The organism is Blastococcus sp. TF02-8 (assembly GCF_003319175.1).
In the GTDB taxonomy this organism is placed as follows: Bacteria; Actinomycetota; Actinomycetes; order Mycobacteriales; family Geodermatophilaceae; genus Blastococcus.
Map to the genome: position 1 here is coordinate 18,279 of NZ_QOHK01000006.1, position 18,220 is coordinate 36,498.

An 18,220-nucleotide genomic window follows, 5' to 3' on the forward strand; every position below is an offset into this window, starting at 1 on the left:
CCGAGACCGCCGAGCCAGCGGTGCGACACCGTCCGATGCGCCGGCCGAGAGCCGCGTCCGGGCGATGGTGCGCGGTGCCCGGCGCGGGCTCTTCCGCACCCTGGCGACGGACGACGACCGTGCCGCGTACTGGGTTCGCCACGTGCGCATCGGTGTCCTCGTCAGCGAGGTCTCCGCCCTCGCCGTCGGCGGCTACGCGTTGCTCTCCGACGTCCCCGGGCGTGCCGACGCCGCCCTGCTCACGCTCGCCGCGCTCGTCGTGGTCTTCGTCCCGACGATCCTGATGCTGCCGCTGCGCGTGATGATGTACGACTGGCGCGGGCCGGTCCTCTTCTACGCCTGGACGTTGCTCACCGCCGTCGTGGTCATCGTGGCCACCCGCCTCGACGGCGGTGCGAGCAGCCCGGTGGACGCGCTGCTGTTCCTGACCCTGACCTACACCGCCGTGGCCTACTCGCCGCAGGGCGTCGTGGCCATGGGCGGGCTCATGACCGGTGGCTACCTCGTCTTCGTCGAGCTGCCGGACCTGAGCACCTCCGGCGCGTTCTTCCTCGCGAGCCTGGCGATCTTCACGACCATCAGCGCGATGGCCTCGGCCAACTCGTGGGCCGCCTACGACCGCCAGATGGTGCTGATCCGCACGCAGGAGCTGCTCGCCTCCACCGACCCGCTCACCGGGATCCCGAACCGTCGACTCTTCATGGACCGCGTCTCCGGCGCCGTCGAGGCCGCGGCCTGGGGCCACGCCGCCGTCGTCCTGCTGGTGGACCTGGACCGGTTCAAGCAGGTCAACGACGCCGAGGGCCACGGGGCCGGCGATGCGTTGCTGACCGCGGTCGGTGTCGCGCTGGGCGGCGCGGTGCGGGAGACCGACACCGTGGCCCGCCTCGGCGGTGACGAGTTCGGCGTCCTGGCCGACGTCACGGCCGGGTTCTCCGCCGCGCAGCTCGCCGAGCGCCTCCGCGAGGCGGTCGCCACTGCCGGTGCGCGCCACGGGGTCACCGCGAGCGTCGGGGTCGCCGAGATCGCGCCCGGGGACGACATCGAGGACCTCATGCACCGTGCCGACGTCGCCATGTACCAGGCCAAGACCGGCGGCGGCGACCGGGTGCGCGCCGTCGACGCCTGATCCACTGGCTGTGCCCTCCGCGGCACGCTGGGTGACCGTCAACTCTTGTAGTTCCGCAGGTCGGAAGCCCGCAGTAGCTCCCGACGGCGGAGACGTCCTGTGACGGAGAGTGATATCCGTCATGCTCGCGGGCGGGTCGCCCCCGGCCGACGGCGTTCCTGGCTCCGGCACCACGCTGGAGGGGCGGTGGATCCGCACCGAAGGGCTGGACGTCTCCCGATACGACGTGGTATCGGCCGTTGACCAGCACCAAGAGGTCACGGCGAAGATCACCGATCACTTTCGTCCCATGAGTTGCACCCCGGGCTGGCGCGATGGGGTGACCATCGTGCAGACTGGTCGTGGGAGCCCTGCTCCGCCACTGCCGAACACAGCCAGTCACCGAATCGATGGGTCCGTAGGGGAAGACGAGACCGATCGAGTCGATGGAGGTGCCCCGTGCAGCGACGGTCAACCCAGGGTGTCGTCTTCGTGCACGCGTGCCCGAAGGCGCTCTGCCAGCATGTCGAGTGGGCGCTCGAGCGCGTCGTCGGCACGCCGGTCTCCCTGTCGTGGGCTGAGCAGCCTGCGGCGCACGGTTCTTACCGTGCTGAAGTGGCGTGGACGGGTTCGCCCGGTACCGGCGCCAAGCTGGTTGCTGCGCTGCGCGCGTGGCCGATGCTGCGCTTCGAGGTGACCGAGGAAGCCAGCCACGGCAACGACGGCGAGCGCATGTCGTACGTGCCCGGCAAGGGCGTGTTCCGCGCGCCCACCAGCGCCAACGGTGACCTCGTCGTCTCCGAGCAGCAGCTGCGCCACCTCGCGGCGACGGCCGGATCCATCGAGGCGTTCCGCCACGGCGTGGACGAGCTGCTCGGCGCTGCCTGGGATGCCGACCTCGAGGTCTACCGGCACGCCGGCGACGGCAGCCCCGTCACCTGGCTGCACCAGGTCGTCTAGTCGTCGGGCCTGCTGAACTCGCAGGTCACGATCAGGGCACGACACTCCCGGCTCGCCCGTGAAGTCGTCGTAGCCTGGAGCGGGCCGTCCGGGCGCCGTCGGGGAAGCGGCGCCGGGACGGCCCTTCCACGTCGTGGGCCCTGCTCGGCGCGCCGCACGCCCTCCTCCCTCACCGTTCGGGGTCTTCCCTCGCGGTCGACCATGAGGGAGGACCCAGAACGATCAGGTCACCTGATCGTTCCGGAGCTCACAGGGGGATGTTGCCGTGCGCGCCGCGGCCCAGCGGGGCCTCCGCCAGCGCCTGGATGAGCCGGCGCCGGGTCTGCACCGGCTCCACGACCTCGTCGACGACACCGATCTGCAGCGCCCGGTTCACCCCGCCGGCGATCCGCTCGTGCTCCTCGGCCAGCTGCGCGTGCAGCGCCTCGCGCTCGCCGGGAGGAGCGGCGGCCAGCTTCTTGCGGTGCAGGATGCCGACGGCCGCCTTCGCCCCCATCACCGCGACCTCCGCGCCCGGCCAGGCGAACACCTTGGTCGCCCCCAGCGAGCGGGCGTTCATCGCGATGTACGCGCCGCCGTAGGACTTCCGGGTCACCAGGGTCACCCGCGGGACCACCGCCTCGGCGAAGGCGTGCAGCAGCTTCGCCCCGCGGCGCACCACGCCGTCCCACTCCTGGCCGACGCCCGGCAGGTAGCCCGGGACGTCGACCAGCACGACCAGCGGCACCCCGAACGCGTCGCACATCCGCACGAACCGGGCGGCCTTCTCCGCCGACGCCGAGTCCAGGCAGCCACCGAGCCGCAGCGGGTTGTTGGCGACCACGCCCACCGTGCGCCCGGCCAGCCGGCCGAGGGTGGTGACGATGTTCGGCGCGAACCGCGGGTGCAGCTCCAGCCCCGGCTCGTCGAGGATCGCGGAGACCAGCGGCTTGACGTCGTAGGCGCGGTTGGTCTGCTCCGGCAGCAGGGCGCGCAGGTCGACGTCGGCCGCGTCGGCCGCGGGGGAGAAGGTGCCCTGGGCGGCCAGCAGCTCGACCGCGAGCCGCGCGGTCTCGAGGGCGGCGGGCTCGGAGTCGGTGACCACGTGCACGACGCCGGAGCGCCGACCGTGGGTGTCGGGGCCGCCGAGCTGCTCCTGGTCGACGACCTCGCCGGTGACCGAGCGGACGACGTCGGGCCCGGTCACGAACACCCGGCCGGCCGGGCCCATGATCACCAGGTCGGTGAGCGCCGGGCCGTACGCGGCGCCGCCCGCGGCGGCTCCCAGCACGACCGAGATCTGCGGGATCCGCCCGGAGGACCGGACCATCGCGGCGAACACCTCGCCGACGGCGTGCAGCGCGGTGACGCCCTCGGCCAGCCGCGCCCCACCCGAGTGCCAGATGCCGATCACCGGCACCCGCTCCCGCAGGGCGGTGTCGATCGCGTCGACGATGTGCCGGCAGCCGTCGACGCCCATCGCGCCGCCCATCACGGTGGCGTCGGTGCAGAAGGCGATCACCGGGCTGCCGCTGACGGTGCCGCGCGCCGCCAGCACCCCGGAGGTGTCCCGCGAGGCCAGCAGCTGCAGCGAACCGGGGTCGAGGAACCGCTGGAGACGGTCCTCGGGGTCCCGCGGGTCGGGGGCGGTCAGGGCGGGTGCGGCCGGTGCAGCGGTCACGGCGTCTCCTCGGGGAGCGGGACGGGGGGAGGGACGGCGTTCAGGCGGTGGTGAAGACCAGCGCGATGTTGTGACCGCCGAAGCCGAAGGAGTCGTTGACCGCGGCGCGCAGCTCGGCCTTGCGCGGCTCGCCGCGCACGATGTCGAGCGCCTGCACGGCGGCGTCGTCGTCGGGGTCGTCGAGGTTGGCCGTGGCCGGCACGATCTGCTCGCGCAGGGCCAGGATCGTGAAGACGGACTCCAGGGCCCCGGCCGCGCCGAGCAGGTGGCCGGTCTGGCTCTTGGTCGCGCTCACCAGCACGTGCTCGCCGAGGGCGTTGCGGATGGCGGAGGCCTCCGCGGTGTCGCCGACCGGGGTGGAGGTGGCGTGCGCGTTCACGTGGCCGACGTCGGTGGCCGAGAGCCCGGCGTCGCGCAGCGCGGCGCCGATGGCCCGGCCGGCACCCTCGCCCTCGGGGTGCGGGGCGACCAGGTCGTAGCCGTCGGCGGTGGCCCCGGCCCCGGCGAGCCGGGCGTGCACCCGGGCCCCGCGGGCGGCGGCCGAGTCGGCGCGCTCCAGGACCAGGGCGGCGGCGCCCTCGCCGAGCACGAAGCCGTCGCGGCCCTTGTCGAACGGGCGGGAGGCGCGCTCGGGCTCGTCGTTGCGGGTCGACATCGCCCGCATCGCGGCGAACCCGGCCATGGGCAGCGGGTGCACGCACGCCTCGGTGCCGCCGACCAGCACGACGTCGGCGCGGTCGAAGCGCAGCAGGTCCAGGCCCCAGCGGATCGCTTCCGCGCCCGAGGCGCAGGCGCTCACCGGGGCGTGCACGCCGCCCTTGGCGCCGATCGCCAGGCCGACGGCGGCGGCGGGACCGTTGGGCATGAGCATGGGGATGGTGAAGGGCGAGACCCGCTTGGGCCCCTTCTCCTCGAGGACGTCGTCCTGCCCGAGGAGGGTGAGGGCGCCACCGATGCCGGTGCCGAAGACGACGGCGATCCGCTCGGGGGCCACGCCCGCGTCGGCGGCGCCCGACTCCTTCCAGGCCTGCTCGGCGGCGATTACGGCCACCTGCTGGCTGCGGTCGAGCCGCCGGGCGCGCACGCGGTCGATCTGGTCGGCCGGGTCGGCGGCCAGGCGGGCGACGAGCTGGGCCGGGAAGTCCATGACCCAGTCGTCGGTGATCCGGCTGATCCCGGACCGGCCGGCCAGCAGCGCCTGCCAGGTGGAGTCGACGTCGGCACCGAGCGGGGTGGTGGCCCCCAGCCCGGTGACGACGACGTCTGCGGTGCTGCTCATGGAACTTCCTCCTGGAGAACGCTGCTGGCCGTGGTGACCGGATGGAACCGGCCCCCTTGCAGGGCCCCGCGCCGAGCGGAGCGAGGCGTGGGGGGCAAGGGGGTCCCTTATTGGTTGCTCTCGATGAAGCTGATCGCGTCGCCGACGGTCTTGATGTTCGCCAGCTGGTCGTCGGGGATGGCGACGCCGAACTTGTCCTCGACGGCGGTGGCGATCTCGACCATCGACAGCGAGTCGACGTCGAGGTCGTCGGTGAACGACTTCTCCGGAGTGGCGTCGGCGGGGGTCACGCCCGCCACCTCCTCCAGGATCTCGCCGAGCCCGGCCTGGATCTCCTGGGTGCTGGCCAACGGGGGGTCCTCTCTCTCGGATGGGACGGCGTCCCCGGGTGGGGGCGGCGTCGTCGTCCGGGACCGAGCGTCCCGGGTGTCTGTGGGTGTCACGGCAGGCGGAGCACCTGGCCGGCGAAGGTGAGGCCCGCGCCGTAGCCGAGGACCAGCGCGAGGTCGCCGGACTTCGCCTCGCCGGACTCCAGCAGCGCGCCGAGCGCCAGCGGGATGGAGGCCGCCGAGGTGTTGCCCGCCTGGACGATGTCGCGGGCGACGACGGTGCCCTCGCCGAAGCCGAGCTTCTTCGCCATCGACTCGATGATCCGGAGGTTGGCCTGGTGGGGCGCGAAGACGTCGATGTCCGCGGCGGTGACGCCTGCCTTCGCCATCGCCTCCTGCAGGGTCTCGGTGAGCTTCGTCGTCGCCCACCGGTAGACCGCCTGGCCGGCCATCGTGAGGAAGGTCGACTCGACGTCGATCTCGATGGCGGAGAACTGGTCGCCGTCGCTGCCCCACGCGACCGGCCCGATGCCCGGCTCGTCGGACGGTCCGACCACGACCGCGCCCGCGCCGTCCGCGAAGATCACCGCCGTCGCGCGGTCGTCCCGGTCGGTCACGTCGGTGAGCCGCTCGACGCCGATGATGACGACGTTGCGCGCCGAACCGCTGCGGACGGCGTCGGAGGCGAGACCGAGCGCGTAGCAGAAGCCCGCGCACCCGGCGTTCAGGTCGAAGGCGCCGGGGCGGGGGATGCCGAGCCGGTGGGCGACCTGGGGCCCGATCCCGGGGATGGGGTGGCGGAGGCTGGCGCTGGCGAGGATCACGAGGTCGACCTGGTCGGGCGAGAGCCCGCTGGCAGCGAGCGCCTTTCCGCCGGCCGCGACGGCCATCTCGACCAGCGTCTCGTCGTCGTCGGCCCAGCGGCGCTCGGCGATGCCGACCCGGCTCTGGATCCACTCGTCGTTGGTGTCCATCACCTGGGCGAGCTCGTCGTTCGTCACGCGGCGGCGCGGCCGGTAGCCGCCGATGCCGAGGATCCGGGCGCCCGGGGCACCCTCGGTCAGTGCGATGGTGCTCACGCGTCCCCCTGCGGGTAGAGCCGGGCGATGGGGTCGCCGGCGTCGACGAGGTCGCCGTCGTGCACCAGCCACTCGGCGAGCACCCCGTCGTAGCCGGCGGAGACGTTGACCTCCTCCCGCCGGCCGCGGATGCAGCCCAGCGGGGTGCCGGCGGGCAGGTGCGTGCCCTCGGCGATCGACGCCGGGCTCACCGTCCCGCGGGCGGGGGCGACGACCATGCGCCAGTCCGGGAAGTGCTCGGCCTCGGCGCGACCGCGCTCGGCGTCGATGAGTTCGCGGGCGCGGTCGAGGTCGGCCGGGCTGCTGATCGCGAGGAGCTCGATCCCGGCGCCCTTCCACTCCCGCTTGGCCAGCCCGACGAGGGCGCCGGCCGGCGGCAGCTCGATGACCGCGGTGACGCCGAGCTCGCGCATCGTGGCCAGGCAGGAGTCGAACCGGACGGGGCTGGTCACCTGGCTGACCAGCCGGGACACCGCCTCCGCGCCGGTGGCGACCGCGGCGCCGTCGGCGTTGGAGAGCAGGAGCCGGCTCGGGTCGGCCGGGCGCAGACCGTCCACGAGCCCCTCGAGCTCCTCGCGGGCCGGTGCCATGTAGGAGGTGTGGAAGGCGCCCGCGACCGAGAGCGGCATGACCCGCGCCTTGGCCGGGGGGTCGGCCTTGAGGGCGGCCAGCCCGTCGAGCGGTCCGGCGACGACGACCTGCCCGCCGCCGTTGTGGTTGGCGGCGGACAGCCCGTGCCGGTCCAGCGCCGCCTGCAGCTCGTCGGGGTCGCCGCCCAGCACGGCGGACATGCCCGTCGGCGTCTGCGCGCAGGCCGCCGCCATGGCCCGGCCGCGGACGGCGGTCAGCGCGATGGCGGCCTCGACCGACAACACCCCCGCGAGCGCGGCGGCGGTGAGCTCGCCGACGCTGTGCCCGGTGATGACGACGTCGCGCCCCGCGTGCGGCGTGTGCGCGACCGGGCCGGGCAGACCACCGAGCTCGCGGGCCACGAACAGGCTCATCGCGACGACGAGCGGCTGGGTGACCGCGGTGTCCTTGATCGCCTCGGCGTCGCCGGTGGTGCCGAGCGCGAGGAGGTCGGCGCCGGCTATGGCCCCGGCCCAGCGGAAGAACGGCTCCGCGCCGGGGAGGTCGAGCCAGTCGGTCAGCATCCCGGGCTTCTGCGCACCCTGACCCGGGGCGAGGACGGCGAGCACCTCTTCACCGTGCCAGTGATCGAGATCCGGCGCGGTGGTCTGCGGTACGAAAGGACACCGGTGATCTTTGTGGGAACCCTCCAACACATGCACGCGATCCGCGCTGCGCCGAGCGATTTCGTCGTGGGATGTGAACTGTCAGTGCCAGAGCGAGCGGTTGTCGTCGAGCGCCGCGAGCGCCAGCGAGACCTGCAGCGTCCAGCTGCCGCGCGGGTCGGTCGCCGAGACGCCGGTGAGCTCCGCGGCCCGCTTCAGCCGGTACCGCACGGTGTTGGGGTGCACGAAGATCGCGCGAGCGCTGGCCTCCAGGTTGCCGCCGCTGGCCAGCACGGCGCGCACGGTCTCGAGGACGCCACCACCGGCCGCTCGCAGCGGCGCGGCCACCCGCTCCTGCAGCGCCGCGCGGGCCAGCGGGTCGCCGTCCAGCGCGCGTTCGGCGAGCAGCGCGTCGGCCGAGACGGGCCGCGGCGCCTCGGGCCAGGCGCGGGCCGCCCGCAGGCCGGCCAGCGCCGCGGCGGCGGAGACGCCGGCCCGGCTCAGCCCGTCGACCACCGGTCCGGTCACCACCGGGCCGTCGCCGAACTCGTCGCTGACCCGCTCGGCGGCGAGCTCCAGGTCGGAGTCGCCGCCCAGGACCACCACCAGCTGCTCGGCGTGCACCCCGACCAGGACGTCGCAGCGCACCGAGCGCGCCGCCCGCCGCACCGCCGCGTGCGGGTCCTCCACCCCGGGGGGTGCCGCCCCGACCAGCACGATCGCCGGCGTCGTCGCCGCCCACCCGAGCGCGGCAGCGCGACCGGAGAGCTCGTCGGTGCGCTCGCCGCGCACCAGCGCGTCGACGGCGAGCGCCTCCAGGCGGGCGTCCCACGCCCCGCGGTTCTCCGCGAAGCTGGCGTAGACGTGCGCGGTGGCGAAGGCGACCTCGCGGCTGAACAGCAGGACCGCCAGACGCAGGGCGTCCTCGTCGCCGGGCTCGGCCACCGCGGCCACCCGCTCCTCGACCACCTCGACGGTGACCTTGACCAGGTCGACGGTCTGCTTCAGCGCCACCGTCCGGGCCAGCTCGCGGGGTGCGGCACCGAACACCTCGCCGGTGAGGCGCGGCGGACGGCCGGGGGTGCGGCACCACTCGACCAGTGAGGCGATCCCGGCCTGCGCGACGAGGGTGACCCAGGAGCGCTGGTCGGCCGGCATCGCCCGGAACCAGGTCAGCTCCTCGTCCATGCGCGCGACGGCCTGGGTGGCCAGCGAGCCGGACGCGCGCTCCAGCCGCCGGAGGGTGGCCTCCGACGGGGCGCGGTTGCTCACCCGGCTCACCCGGCCAGCGTGTCACGCCCCGCCGTGGTGGGGCAGAGTGGACCGGTGAGCGTTCCCCCGGTCGGCGCCCCCCGTGTCACCCGGGCGCGTGCCGCGGTCCCGACCGGGCTGGTCGTGGCGACGCTCGTCGGGTTCGCCGTCGTGGGGCTGCTGGGCGCGGGCGTGCGGAGCGACTTCGGGCCGCAGCTGCGGGTGGACGCCGCCGTCAGCGAGGCGCTCTACGCCGGGGACGACCGGGCGCGGGCGCTGGACTGGCTGCTCGAGGCGCTCACCGCGCCGGGGCTGTCCGTCGTCCGCCTCGTCGTCCTCCTGCCCGTCGTCGTCTGGCTGGCCGGCCGCCGGGCCTGGCGGACCGTCGTCTGGGTGGTGCTCTCCGCCGGGCTGATCGGGCCGGTCACCACCGCTCTCAAGGACTTCTTCGGGCGGGTCCGGCCGGCGTTCGAGGGTGGCGGCGCGCGGTACGAGTCGCTCAGCTTCCCGAGCGGGCACTCGTCGGGCATCGCCGCGCTGGTCACCGTCGCCGTGGTGCTCGCCTGGCCGTGGCTGACGGTCGCTGCCCGGCGCGCGTGGGTCGGGGTGGGTGCGGCGCTGGTGGTGCTGGTCGGCCTGACCCGGCTGTGGCTGGGCGTGCACTACTTGTCCGACGTCCTCGGCGGCTGGGCCCTGGGGCTCTCCTGGTGCCTGCTGGTGGCCCTGCTCCTGGACGCGCTGCCGGGCGGCCGCGCCGCCCTGCCGCCGCGATGAGCCCGCTCGACCAGCGCATCGTGCTGGCCCCCGACGACGGCTCGCTCGGGCCGCTGCTCCGCGTCGCCGACGACCGGTTGCCGCCCCGTGCCGGCTACGGCACGCACGAGCACCGGGCGGTCGACGTCGTCGCCGTCGTCCTGGCGGGGGAGGTGACGCACCGCTGGGGCGCGGGCGCGGTGGTCGCCGCCGGGGACGTCGCGGTCCTGCGCGCCGGGCGGGGGCTGACCCACGACGAGGTGGCCGGCCCCGAGGGCGCGCACGTCCTGCAGTGCTACCTGCGCAGCGCCGACGCGGCCGCGCCGACCGCGCACGAGGTGCACCGGGCTGCCGCGGGATGGGTGGACCTGCGCCGTCCCGATGCCCGGCTCTGGACGGGGCGGGCGAGGCCGGGGGAGGAGCTGCCGGTGCCCCCGGGCCTGGTGCTGGTCGGCACGCCCGGTGGAGTGACGCGGCAGGACGCCGGGCCGGTGCGCGTGGCGGAGCCGGCCACCGTCGTCGTCTGGCAGGTCGACGCCGGCCGCCCCGCCTGGGCCGACTGACCCTCCCTCCCTCCCGTGATCATGAAGTTCGGGAAGCGACACCCCGCTGCTCGACGGCGCGCCGCCTCCCGAACTTCATGATCACGTGGGCGTGGGCGAGAGTGGACGCATGCCGACCAGTGCCGGGGACCTGCTCGCCGCCGCCTACTCCGACGCCGACCGCACCATCGAGCTGCGCCGTCGGCTGCACCGCCACCCCGAGATCGGGCTGCAGCTGCCCCGCACCCAGGCCACGGTCCTCGAGGCCTTCGCCGAGCTGCCGCTCGAGGTGACCACCGGGACGACGACGAGCTCGGTGGTGGGCGTGCTGCGGGGCGCGCGGCCCGGGCCCACCTACCTGCTCCGCGGTGACATGGACGCGCTGCCGGTGCACGAGGACAGCGGGCTGCCCTTCGCCTCGGAGATCCCCGGCGCGATGCACGCCTGCGGGCACGACACGCACGTCGCCATGCTGGTCGGCGCCGCCCGGCTGCTCTCCGGGCTGCGCGACGAGATCGCCGGCCAGGTCGTGTTCATGGCCCAGCCGGGCGAGGAGGGGTTCCACGGCGCCCGGTACATGCTGGAGGAGGGGCTGCTCGACGTCGTCCCCGAGGCCCCGGTCAGCGGCGCGTTCGCGCTGCACGTCTCCTCGACGATGCCCAGCGGCACGGTCAACCTGCGGCCCGGGCCGGTGATGGCCGCGGCGGACCAGTGGCGGATGACCCTGCACGGGCGCGGCGGGCACGCCTCCGAGCCGCACAAGGCGGCCGACCCGATCCCGGTCGCCGCCGAGATCGTGCTGGCCCTGCAGGCGATGGTCACCCGGCGGGTCGACGTCTTCGACCCCGCCGTGGTCACCGTGGCCCACATCGAGGCGGGCTCGACCAACAACGTCATCCCCGACACCGCGGTGCTCGAGGGCACGATCCGCACCCTGTCCGCGGAGCGGCGGGCGGACATGGTCGCCTCGGTGCACCGGGTGGCCACGCACGTCGCGGCCGCGCACGAGATGGAGCTGCACTGGGAGCACTTCGAGGGGTACCCGGTGACGATGAACGACCCGGCGGCCGCCGCCCAGGTGCTGGAGACCGCCGCGGCGCTGTTCGGTCGTGAGGCGAGCGTCGTCATGCCGGCCCCGCTCATGGGGGCGGAGGACTTCTCCTACGTTCTCCAGGAGGTCCCCGGGGTCATGGCGTGGCTGGGTGCCTGCCCGCCGGGGCTGGACCCCGCCACGGCGCCGGCGAACCACTCGAACCTGGTCGTGTTCGACGAGGAGCCGCTACCGGCCGGCGTCGCCCTCTACGCGCAGATGGCCCTGCAGGCGCTCGCGGGCTGAGCTCTTCCCGCAGCCCACTGCCAGGCCCGGTACAGCGGACGTCGAGCACCGGCTGCCCCACTACGGTGCACCGTCCCCGCGTCGCACGGAGGTCCCGATGCCCGAAACCGTCTTCGGTCTGCCGACCCACGCGCTGCTCGTCCACGCCTCGGTCGTGCTGATCCCGCTCGCGGCCCTGCTGGTCGCGCTGCACGCCCTGTGGCCCGGGGCGCGCCGTCGTCTCGGCGTGGTCACCCCGCTGGCGGCGGCCGCCGCGTTGGTCCTCACCCCGCTGTCGACGGAGAGCGGGGAGTCCCTGGAGCGCCTCGTCGGGCGCAGCCCCCTGGTGGAACGCCACGCCCAGCTCGCCGACGGTCTGCTGCCCTGGACGGTGGCCCTGTTCGTCGTCGCCGTCGCGGTGTGGTTCCTCGGCCGCCCGGACCGGGGCGCGCGCCCGCGCTGGCTGCCCGTCGTCGTCGGCGTCCTCGCCGTCGCGGCCGCCGCGGGGACGGTGCAGCAGGTCGTGCGGATCGGGCACGCCGGTGCCGAGGCGACCTGGAGCGACGTCGTCGGCACGAGCTGACCCTCGAGCAGCGGAACGGCCCGCTCCCCGAGGGGAGCGGGCCGTCCGGTCAGGTCGCGGGCGAGGGGTCCGAGCGCTGCTCCTCGGGGGCCGCCTGGACGTCACGCACCTGGTACTTCTCCACCGCCTGCCGGACGACGGATCGCTCGACCAGACCCCGGTCGGCCAGCGAGGCCAGCGTGCGCACCACGATCGACTCGGCGTCGACGTGGAAGTGCCGTCGCAGTGCGGGCCGGGTGTCGGAGAGGCCGAACCCGTCGGTGCCCAGCGTCGCCATGCCGCCGGGGACGAAGGGCGCGATGAGGTCGGGGACGGCGCGCATCCAGTCCGACACCGCCACCACCGGGCCCTCGGTGTCCTGCAGCTTCGAGGTCACGAACGGCACCCGCGGCTCCTCCTCGGGGTGCAGCAGGTTGTGCTCGGTGACCTCGTCGGCCTGCCGGCGCAGCTCGCCCCACGACGTCACCGACCACACGTCGGCCGACACGCCCCAGTCCTGGGCCAGCAGCTCCTGCGCCCGGAGCGCCCACGGCACGGCGACGCCAGAGGCCAGCACCTGGGCCTTGAGCTTCCCGGCGGGGCCCTCCGCGTAGCGGTACATGCCGGCCAGCAGGTCCCGCACCTCGAGGCCCTCGGGCTCGGCGGGCTGGCTGAACGGCTCGTTGTAGACCGTCAGGTAGTACATGACGTCGGGGGAGCGGTGGCCGCCCAGCGGGGCCCCCGGGTCGTCGCCGTACATGCGGACGAGGGCGTCGCGGGTGATGTGCGCGACCTCGTAGGAGAACGCCGGGTCGTAGGACACCACTGCCGGGTTGGTGTGGGCCAGCAGCAGCGAGTGGCCGTCCTCGTGCTGCAGCCCCTCGCCGTTGAGCGTCGTCCGCCCGGCCGTGGCACCGAGCACGAAGCCGCGGGCCATCTGGTCGGCCGCGGCCCAGAAGCCGTCGCCGGTCCGCTGGAACCCGAACATCGAGTAGAAGATGTAGATCGGGATCATCGGCTCGCCGTGCGTGGCGTAGGAGGTGCCGACGGCGGTGAACGACGCCGTGGAGCCGGCCTCGTTGATGCCCTCGTGCAGGATCACGCCCTGCTCGGACTCCTTGTAGGCCAGCATCAGCTCGCGGTCGACCGAGGTGTAGCGCTGCCCGGCCGGGTTGTAGATCTTGTGCGACGAGAAGAGGCTGTCCAGCCCGAACGTGCGCGCCTCGTCGGGGATGATCGGCACGAAGCGCGGGCCGAGCTCCTTGTCCTTGAGCAGCTCCTTCAGCAGGCGGACGAACGCCATCGTCGTCGCCACCTCCTGCTTGCCCGAGCCGCGGCGCAGGACCTCCAGCGCCTTGTCGTCGGGAGCCTTGAGCGCCTTGGCCTCCGACCGCCGACGGGGTACCGCGCCGCCGAGCTGCCGGCGCCGCTCGAGCATGTACTGCATCTCGTCGGAGTCGGGGTCCGGCTTGTAGTAGGGCGGCAGGGTCTTGTCCAGCGCCGAGTCGGGGATGTCCAGGTAGAGGCGGTCGCGGAACCCGGCGAGGTCCTCGGCGGTCAGCTTCTTCATCTGGTGCGTGGAGTTGCGGCCCTCGAAGTGGCTGCCCAGCGTCCAGCCCTTGATGGTCTTGGCGAGGATGACCGTCGGCTGGCCCTTGTGCTCCGTCGCGGCCTTGTACGCCGCGTAGACCTTGCGGTAGTCGTGGCCACCGCGGGCGAGGTCCCACACCTCCTTGTCGCTCATGTCCTCCACGAGCTTGCGGGTGCGCGGGTCGCGGCCGAAGAAGTGCTCGCGCACGAAGGCGCCGTCCTCGGCCTTGTAGGTCTGGTAGTCGCCGTCGGGCGTGGAGTTCATGAGGTGCACCAGGGCGCCGTCGCGGTCGGCGGCCAGCAGCTTGTCCCAGCCACGGCCCCAGATCACCTTGATGACGTTCCAGCCGGCGCCGCGGAAGAACGACTCCAGCTCCTGGATGACCTTCCCGTTGCCGCGGACCGGCCCGTCGAGCCGCTGCAGGTTGCAGTTGACGACGAAGGTGAGGTTGTCCAGCTCCTCGCGGGCGGCGAGGCCGATGAGGCCGAGCGACTCGGGCTCGTCCATCTCGCCGTCGCCCAGGAACGCCCACACGTGCTGGTCGGAGGTGTCCTTGATGCCGCGGTCGTGCAGGTACCGGTTGAACCGGGCCTGGTAGATCGCGTTCATCGGGCCCAGGCCCATCGAGACGCTGGGGAACTCCCAGAAGTCCGGCATGAGCCGCGGGTGCGGGTAGGACGACAGCCCGCCGCCGGTGTGGCTGACCTCCTGGCGGAAACCGTCCAGCTGCTGCTCGGTGAGCCGGCCTTCGAGGAACGCGCGGGCGTAGATGCCGGGCGAGGCGTGCCCCTGGAACCAGATCTGGTCGCCGCCGCCGGGGTGGTCCTTGCCGCGGAAGAAGTGGTTGAAGCCGACCTCGTACAGCGAGGCCGAGCTCGCGTAGGAGGAGATGTGGCCGCCGACGCCGATCCCGGGCCGCTGCGCGCGGTGCACCATGATCGCGGCGTTCCACCGGATGTAGGCCCGGATCCGGCGCTCGACGTGCTCGTCGCCGGGGAAGTAGGGCTCGCGCTCCGGCGGGATGGTGTTGATGTAGTCGGTGCTGCGCAGCGACGGCACGCCGACCTGCTGCTCCCGGCTGCGCTCCAGCATGCGCAGCATGAGGTAGCGGGCGCGGCCCTTGCCCGCGTGGTCGATGACGGCGTCGAGCGAGTCGACCCACTCCTGGGTCTCGTCGGGGTCGGTGTCGATCAGCTGGCTGGGCAACCCGCTGGTGATGACCGGGCGGGGCTGTCCAGAGTCGCGGGCGGGGTCGCCGTCCGTCTGCTGCGGTGCGCTCATGCGTTCATCGTCCCCCGCCGGGGCGGTCGGCGTCACGTGTCCGCCGATGCGCCGGAGCAGGCGTGTCGCGGGGGCGAGGCCCGTCCGGGGCGGGAGGCCCTGTGCACACGGGCTTGCGCCGCGCCCGTCATGCCCTACGCTTCCGCCTGCGGTGCCTCGTCCAGCGACGGCGCCGCCCCGGATGCCCGGCCGCGACGGCCGGACGGCGGGGGCGTCGACGGCAGCGGGAGGGGTGACATGACCGGGGTGCGGGTGGTTCTCCCGCTGGTCGTGTCCGCCGTCGGCTCGTGCCCGCTCGGCTCCCGGACCGAACCCGCCGTCTCCCCGGTCCTCCCGTGACGCGTCCCCGCGCGGTCACCGGCCCGACAGGGCACCATCCACGACACAACGGAGCAGCAGGAGCACGCATGGAGGAACAGCAGGGATGAGCGTCGACAGCGCCGGCATGGCGGCCCGGCTGGGCATCAAGCCGGGCATGGTCGTGCAGGAGCTCGGCTGGAGCGAGGACGCCGACGAGGACCTGCGCGACTCCGTCATCGAGGCCTCCGGCAGCGAGATGGTCGACGAGGACACCGACGAGGTGGCCGACGTCGTGATCCTGTGGTGGCGGGAGGACGACGGCGACCTGTTCGACGCCCTCACCGACGCACTCACCTCGCTGGCCGACGAGGGCGTGGTCTGGCTGCTCGTGCCCAAGTCGGGACGGCCGGGGCACGTCGAGCCCGGCGACGTCACCGAGGTGGCGCCGACCGCGGGGCTCTCGCAGACCAGCAGCATCTCCGCGGCCAAGGACTGGTCGGGCATCCGCCTGGTCACGCCCAAGGCCGCCCGCAGCCGCCGCTGACCCGGCGGCCGGCGCGCCGCCGGGGTGCGGCACGATCACCCGCATGACCCTCTCCGTCGGTGATCGTGCACCCGAGTTCAGCCTTCCCGACCAGGACAAGCAGGTCGTGTCCCTCGCCGAGCTGCGGGGCACCCCGGTGCTGCTGGTCTTCTACCCGTTCGCCTTCTCCGGCATCTGCACCGGTGAGCTGTGCCAGCTGCGCGACGAGCTGACCGCCTACACCGACGCCGGGGTGAAGGTGCTGGCGATCAGCACCGACCCGGTGTTCAGCCTCAAGGCGTTCAAGGCCCAGGAGGGCTTCGACTTCCCGCTGCTGTCGGACTTCTGGCCGCACGGCGAGGCGGCGAAGGCCTACGGCGTCTTCAACGACAAGGCCGGGATGGCCGTGCGGGGCACCTTCCTGGTCGACGCCGAGGGCGCGATCGCGTTCGCGGAGGTCAACGGCCCCGGCGACGCCCGCCAGCAGTCCGGCTGGAAGGACGCGGTCGCGAAGCTCGCGGCCTGACCGTTCGGCTCCGCGGCCCAGGGCACCTACCCTGGGCCGCGCACGGGCGTGTAGCTCAGCGGTAGAGCCCTCGCCTTACAAGCGAGTGGTCGCAGGTTCGAATCCTGTCGCGCCCACCAGCACCCGCCGTCTACGGTCCGGCGGTGCCCACCTACCCGGCGGCCGACGGCGCCGACCTGCACTACGACCGGCTCGGCGGCGCGGACCGGCCGCCGCTGGTCGTGATCGCGGGCGGCGCCTGCCTCCCGCCTGCGTATCTGGGGGACCTCGCGGGGCTGGCTGCGGTCCGTCCGCTGGTCCTGCCGCACCTGCGCGGGGTGGGGGAGTCGCCCCGTCCGGCGGAGCCGGAGGTCGGCTCGTACTGGCGCCAGGCCGAGGACGTCGAGGCGCTGCGGGAGCACCTCGGCCTGGAGCGGCTCGCCCTGGCCGGCCACTCCGCGGGGACCCGCCTGGCGCTGGCCTGGGCCGCGCGCTTCCCCGAGCGGGTCGAGCGGCTGCTGCTGGTCACCCCGCCGGCGGGCGTGGTCCCGGCGGCCGTCGGCGACGGCTCGGACGCGATCGAGGCCCGGCGCGGGGACCCCGCGGTCGACGCGGCCCTGGTCGCCCGGGAGCGCGGGCCGGATCTCAGCAGCAGCGAGGCCTACACGGCCTACGTCCAGGCGGTCATGCCGCTCAGCTACGCCGCGTGGACCGAGCGGGAGCGCGCGCACGCAGCACCCCAGCGCTACGACGTGGACGCCATCCGCGCGTACTTCAGCGTGCCGCCACCGGAGGACCTGGCGCAGCGGTGTGGCGGTGCAGCCGCGCCGGTGCTCGTCGTCGCGGGGGCGCAGGACCCGGTGGGCCCCACACCGCCCCGGGTCGTCGCCGGACTCTTCGCGGACGGCGAGGTGGTCATGATCGAGCGCTGCGGCCACTTCCCGTGGGTCGAGCAGCCGGAGGCCTTCCGGCGCGCCGTCGACGGGTTCGTCGGCGGCTGACCCCGGTGCTCAGGCGGCCGGCGCGGTGGAGATGTCGACCGGGCCCGGGGCCGCCGGGGTGGCGGGCCGCGGGAAGGCCGGCCGCAGGAACGCCGGCGCCTTGAACGGCTTCCACGTGCCCTCGGGCTGAGCGAGCCGGTCGGCGACCGCCCAGATGGCCGCCGGGTGGTGGCCGATCCCGAGGTGGCTCGCGGTGACGGCGATGTTCTCGCAGCGCTCGCCCGGCACGTTGAGACAGGTCTGCCAGTGCACGATCCCGTCGAAGTGCGAGTAGATGGAGGTCGCCGGCACCGGGAGGGGGCAGCCGTCGGCCTCGAGGGGGAACGGCCGCTGCTCCACGTGCAGGTGGGCGAAGCGGTCGAAGACCTTGGTGGCGCGGCTCTGGCTGTGCCGCTCGATCCGGAACGGGCTGCCCAGGGTGATCACCTGGCGCACGGCGTCGGGGCTCTGCCGGGCGAGGTCGCGGGCGAAGATGCCGCCCAGGCTCCAGCCGATCACGGTGACCGGACGGCGGTAGCGCCCGTTGAGGTACTCCAGCTTGTCGCGCAGCCCGTTCACGCAGGTGGCCGTCGGGCCGATGTTGCGGCCCAGGCCCCAGCCGTGGACGCGGTAGCCGAGCCGGCGGAGCACGGCCCGCAGCGCGCGGGTGGAGTTGTCGTCGGCCAGCAGGCCCGGGAGGACCAGCACCGGGTGGCCATCGCCCTTGGGCAGCCGCGGCTCCAGTGGCCGGGCAGCGAGGTAGAGCCCGAGCTCTGCCACCGCACGCCCCGGCTCGGTCAGGTAGAGCGGGAGTGCGGGGCCGTCACCCTGCCGTCGTGCCACGTCGTCCTCCTGGCTGCCGTTCGTTCGTGGAAGGGCTGTACCAAGATGCGGCCTGGCTCACACGTGTCGCTGTCTTCGGCACAGGCACATGTTGCCGAATTGTGTCCTGTGTCATATCGGACGC

17 protein-coding genes and 1 tRNA gene are annotated in these 18,220 nt (G+C 74.0%); 10 read left to right on the forward strand and 8 right to left on the reverse strand.

Annotation, left to right across the window (positions count from 1 at the left end; genetic code table 11):
• The first annotated feature begins 64 nt into the window (after positions 1-64).
• Both DQ237_RS13005 and DQ237_RS13010 read left to right on the forward strand, forming a co-directional pair.
• On the forward strand, positions 65-1,129 hold the full coding sequence (locus DQ237_RS13005) for a diguanylate cyclase (RefSeq protein WP_147251810.1): 1,065 nt from the start codon (positions 65-67) through the stop codon (positions 1,127-1,129).
• A 438-nt stretch (positions 1,130-1,567) separates the two neighbouring features.
• Positions 1,568-2,068 (forward strand): DUF3145 domain-containing protein, encoded by a 501-nt coding sequence (locus DQ237_RS13010; RefSeq protein WP_113800578.1) that lies wholly within the window; start codon positions 1,568-1,570, stop codon positions 2,066-2,068.
• A 247-nt stretch (positions 2,069-2,315) separates the two neighbouring features.
• Here DQ237_RS13010 and DQ237_RS13015 read toward each other — a convergent pair whose 3' ends face one another.
• From DQ237_RS13015 to DQ237_RS13040, 6 genes are all read right to left on the reverse strand, one after another.
• A complete protein-coding gene (locus DQ237_RS13015; RefSeq protein ID WP_113800579.1) occupies positions 2,316-3,728 on the reverse strand; it encodes an acyl-CoA carboxylase subunit beta in 1,413 nt (470 codons plus the stop codon).
• Positions 3,729-3,768: 40 nt separating this feature from the next.
• Positions 3,769-5,007 carry a beta-ketoacyl synthase gene (locus tag DQ237_RS13020; protein WP_113800580.1) on the reverse strand — a complete coding sequence of 413 codons (1,239 nt, stop codon included), beginning with the start codon at positions 5,005-5,007 and terminating at the stop codon, positions 3,769-3,771.
• A gap of 107 nt (positions 5,008-5,114) precedes the next feature.
• Complete coding sequence (locus DQ237_RS13025; protein WP_104523012.1) at positions 5,115-5,357, reverse strand: acyl carrier protein; 243 nt, start codon at positions 5,355-5,357, stop codon at positions 5,115-5,117.
• Positions 5,358-5,446: 89 nt separating this feature from the next.
• Positions 5,447-6,415, reverse strand: a complete 969-nt coding sequence (locus DQ237_RS13030; protein ID WP_205730206.1) for a beta-ketoacyl-ACP synthase III — start codon at positions 6,413-6,415, stop codon at positions 5,447-5,449.
• On the reverse strand, positions 6,412-7,614 hold the full coding sequence (locus DQ237_RS13035; protein WP_113800581.1) for an acyltransferase domain-containing protein: 1,203 nt from the start codon (positions 7,612-7,614) through the stop codon (positions 6,412-6,414). Before DQ237_RS13035 ends, DQ237_RS13030 begins: the two co-directional genes overlap by 4 nt.
• Positions 7,615-7,752: 138 nt before the next feature.
• Positions 7,753-8,931, reverse strand: coding sequence for a CdaR family transcriptional regulator (locus DQ237_RS13040; protein ID WP_113800582.1), 1,179 nt, complete (start codon positions 8,929-8,931; stop codon positions 7,753-7,755).
• Between the two features lie 45 nt (positions 8,932-8,976).
• On the opposite strand from DQ237_RS13040, the gene DQ237_RS13045 reads away from it, so the two are divergent.
• The 4 genes from DQ237_RS13045 (at position 8,977) to DQ237_RS13060 (ending at position 12,094) form a co-directional block, all read left to right on the forward strand.
• Positions 8,977-9,675, forward strand: a complete 699-nt coding sequence (locus DQ237_RS13045; RefSeq protein ID WP_240619609.1) for a phosphatase PAP2 family protein — start codon at positions 8,977-8,979, stop codon at positions 9,673-9,675.
• The gene (locus DQ237_RS13050; RefSeq protein ID WP_113800583.1) at positions 9,672-10,217 is read left to right on the forward strand and encodes a pirin family protein; all 546 of its coding nucleotides are present in this window, start codon (positions 9,672-9,674) and stop codon (positions 10,215-10,217) included. Before DQ237_RS13045 ends, DQ237_RS13050 begins: the two co-directional genes overlap by 4 nt.
• A 109-nt stretch (positions 10,218-10,326) precedes the next feature.
• Entirely contained in the window at positions 10,327-11,532 is a 1,206-nt protein-coding gene (locus tag DQ237_RS13055; RefSeq protein WP_113800584.1) for a M20 family metallopeptidase, read from the forward strand.
• 97 nt (positions 11,533-11,629) lie between these two features.
• On the forward strand, positions 11,630-12,094 hold the full coding sequence (locus tag DQ237_RS13060) for a DUF2231 domain-containing protein (RefSeq protein ID WP_113800585.1): 465 nt from the start codon (positions 11,630-11,632) through the stop codon (positions 12,092-12,094).
• A 49-nt stretch (positions 12,095-12,143) separates the two neighbouring features.
• On the opposite strand, the gene aceE is transcribed toward DQ237_RS13060, so the two are convergent.
• A complete protein-coding gene (gene aceE / locus DQ237_RS13065) occupies positions 12,144-14,945 on the reverse strand; it encodes a pyruvate dehydrogenase (acetyl-transferring), homodimeric type (protein WP_113800586.1) in 2,802 nt (933 codons plus the stop codon).
• Between the two features lie 424 nt (positions 14,946-15,369).
• On the opposite strand from aceE, the gene DQ237_RS13070 reads away from it, so the two are divergent.
• The 4 genes from DQ237_RS13070 (at position 15,370) to DQ237_RS13085 (ending at position 17,274) form a co-directional block, all read left to right on the forward strand.
• Positions 15,370-15,789, forward strand: a complete 420-nt coding sequence (locus DQ237_RS13070; protein WP_113800587.1) for a DUF3052 domain-containing protein — start codon at positions 15,370-15,372, stop codon at positions 15,787-15,789.
• A 43-nt stretch (positions 15,790-15,832) separates the two neighbouring features.
• On the forward strand, positions 15,833-16,294 hold the full coding sequence (locus DQ237_RS13075) for a peroxiredoxin (RefSeq protein WP_113800588.1): 462 nt from the start codon (positions 15,833-15,835) through the stop codon (positions 16,292-16,294).
• Between the two features lie 44 nt (positions 16,295-16,338).
• A tRNA-Val gene (locus DQ237_RS13080) sits at positions 16,339-16,413 on the forward strand.
• A 24-nt stretch (positions 16,414-16,437) separates the two neighbouring features.
• Positions 16,438-17,274: an alpha/beta fold hydrolase gene (locus DQ237_RS13085; protein ID WP_113800589.1), complete on the forward strand. Its 837-nt coding sequence runs from the start codon at positions 16,438-16,440 to the stop codon at positions 17,272-17,274.
• Between the two features lie 9 nt (positions 17,275-17,283).
• Here DQ237_RS13085 and DQ237_RS13090 read toward each other — a convergent pair whose 3' ends face one another.
• Positions 17,284-18,096: a triacylglycerol lipase gene (locus tag DQ237_RS13090; RefSeq protein WP_113800590.1), complete on the reverse strand. Its 813-nt coding sequence runs from the start codon at positions 18,094-18,096 to the stop codon at positions 17,284-17,286.
• Positions 18,097-18,220 lie beyond the last annotated feature (124 nt).

Excerpts from the sequence above, each read along its gene's own strand:
- DQ237_RS13020 (WP_113800580.1), bottom strand. The coding sequence starts at position 5,007 with ATGAGCAGCACCGCAGACGTCGTCGTCACCGGGCTGGGGGCCACCACC.
- DQ237_RS13070 (WP_113800587.1), top strand. The coding sequence starts at position 15,370 with ATGAGCGTCGACAGCGCCGGCATGGCGGCCCGGCTGGGCATCAAGCCG.
- DQ237_RS13050 (WP_113800583.1), top strand. The coding sequence starts at position 9,672 with ATGAGCCCGCTCGACCAGCGCATCGTGCTGGCCCCCGACGACGGCTCG.
- DQ237_RS13055 (WP_113800584.1), top strand. The coding sequence starts at position 10,327 with ATGCCGACCAGTGCCGGGGACCTGCTCGCCGCCGCCTACTCCGACGCC.
- DQ237_RS13075 (WP_113800588.1), top strand. The coding sequence starts at position 15,833 with ATGACCCTCTCCGTCGGTGATCGTGCACCCGAGTTCAGCCTTCCCGAC.
- DQ237_RS13060 (WP_113800585.1), top strand. The coding sequence starts at position 11,630 with ATGCCCGAAACCGTCTTCGGTCTGCCGACCCACGCGCTGCTCGTCCAC.
- aceE (WP_113800586.1), bottom strand. The coding sequence starts at position 14,945 with ATGAGCGCACCGCAGCAGACGGACGGCGACCCCGCCCGCGACTCTGGA.
- DQ237_RS13005 (WP_147251810.1), top strand. The coding sequence starts at position 65 with ATGGTGCGCGGTGCCCGGCGCGGGCTCTTCCGCACCCTGGCGACGGAC.